Origin of the sequence: Massilia genomosp. 1 (assembly GCF_011682185.1) — a bacterium.
In the GTDB taxonomy this organism is placed as follows: domain Bacteria; phylum Pseudomonadota; class Gammaproteobacteria; order Burkholderiales; family Burkholderiaceae_D; genus Telluria_A; species Telluria_A rubra.
In genome coordinates this window covers 1-287 of sequence record NZ_WHJF01000536.1, presented here as the reverse complement: position 1 = coordinate 287, position 287 = coordinate 1, and the positions used below count along the sequence as shown (strand labels likewise).

Annotated in this window: 1 pseudogene; it reads left to right on the top strand. The window is 56.4% G+C overall.

The features are described 5' to 3' along the window. Positions 1-287, top strand: a pseudogene (locus F1735_RS34810) (hypothetical protein); the annotation flags it as partial.

The following is a 287-nucleotide window of genomic DNA, read 5'->3' as shown; positions in this document are numbered from 1 at the left end:
AGCGTGTATTCCAGACTTACGGCGGTGGTATATTCGTCTATGATGAACAAGGACAGCTGGTAGGTGAGTATAGTTATCTCAACGGCAAGGCGACGCGTGATACGGTGTACCTGGGCAACCTGCCGGTGGCAGTGCTGACGCAGACAGTGACGGGAACGGCACCTGCCCAAAGCACGGCGATTAACGTGTTCCATTTTCATCCGGATCATCTGGGAACGCCACGGATGATCACGCGCCCGCTCGACAACAAGATTGTCTGGCGCTGGGACAGCGGTGATCCGTTCGGG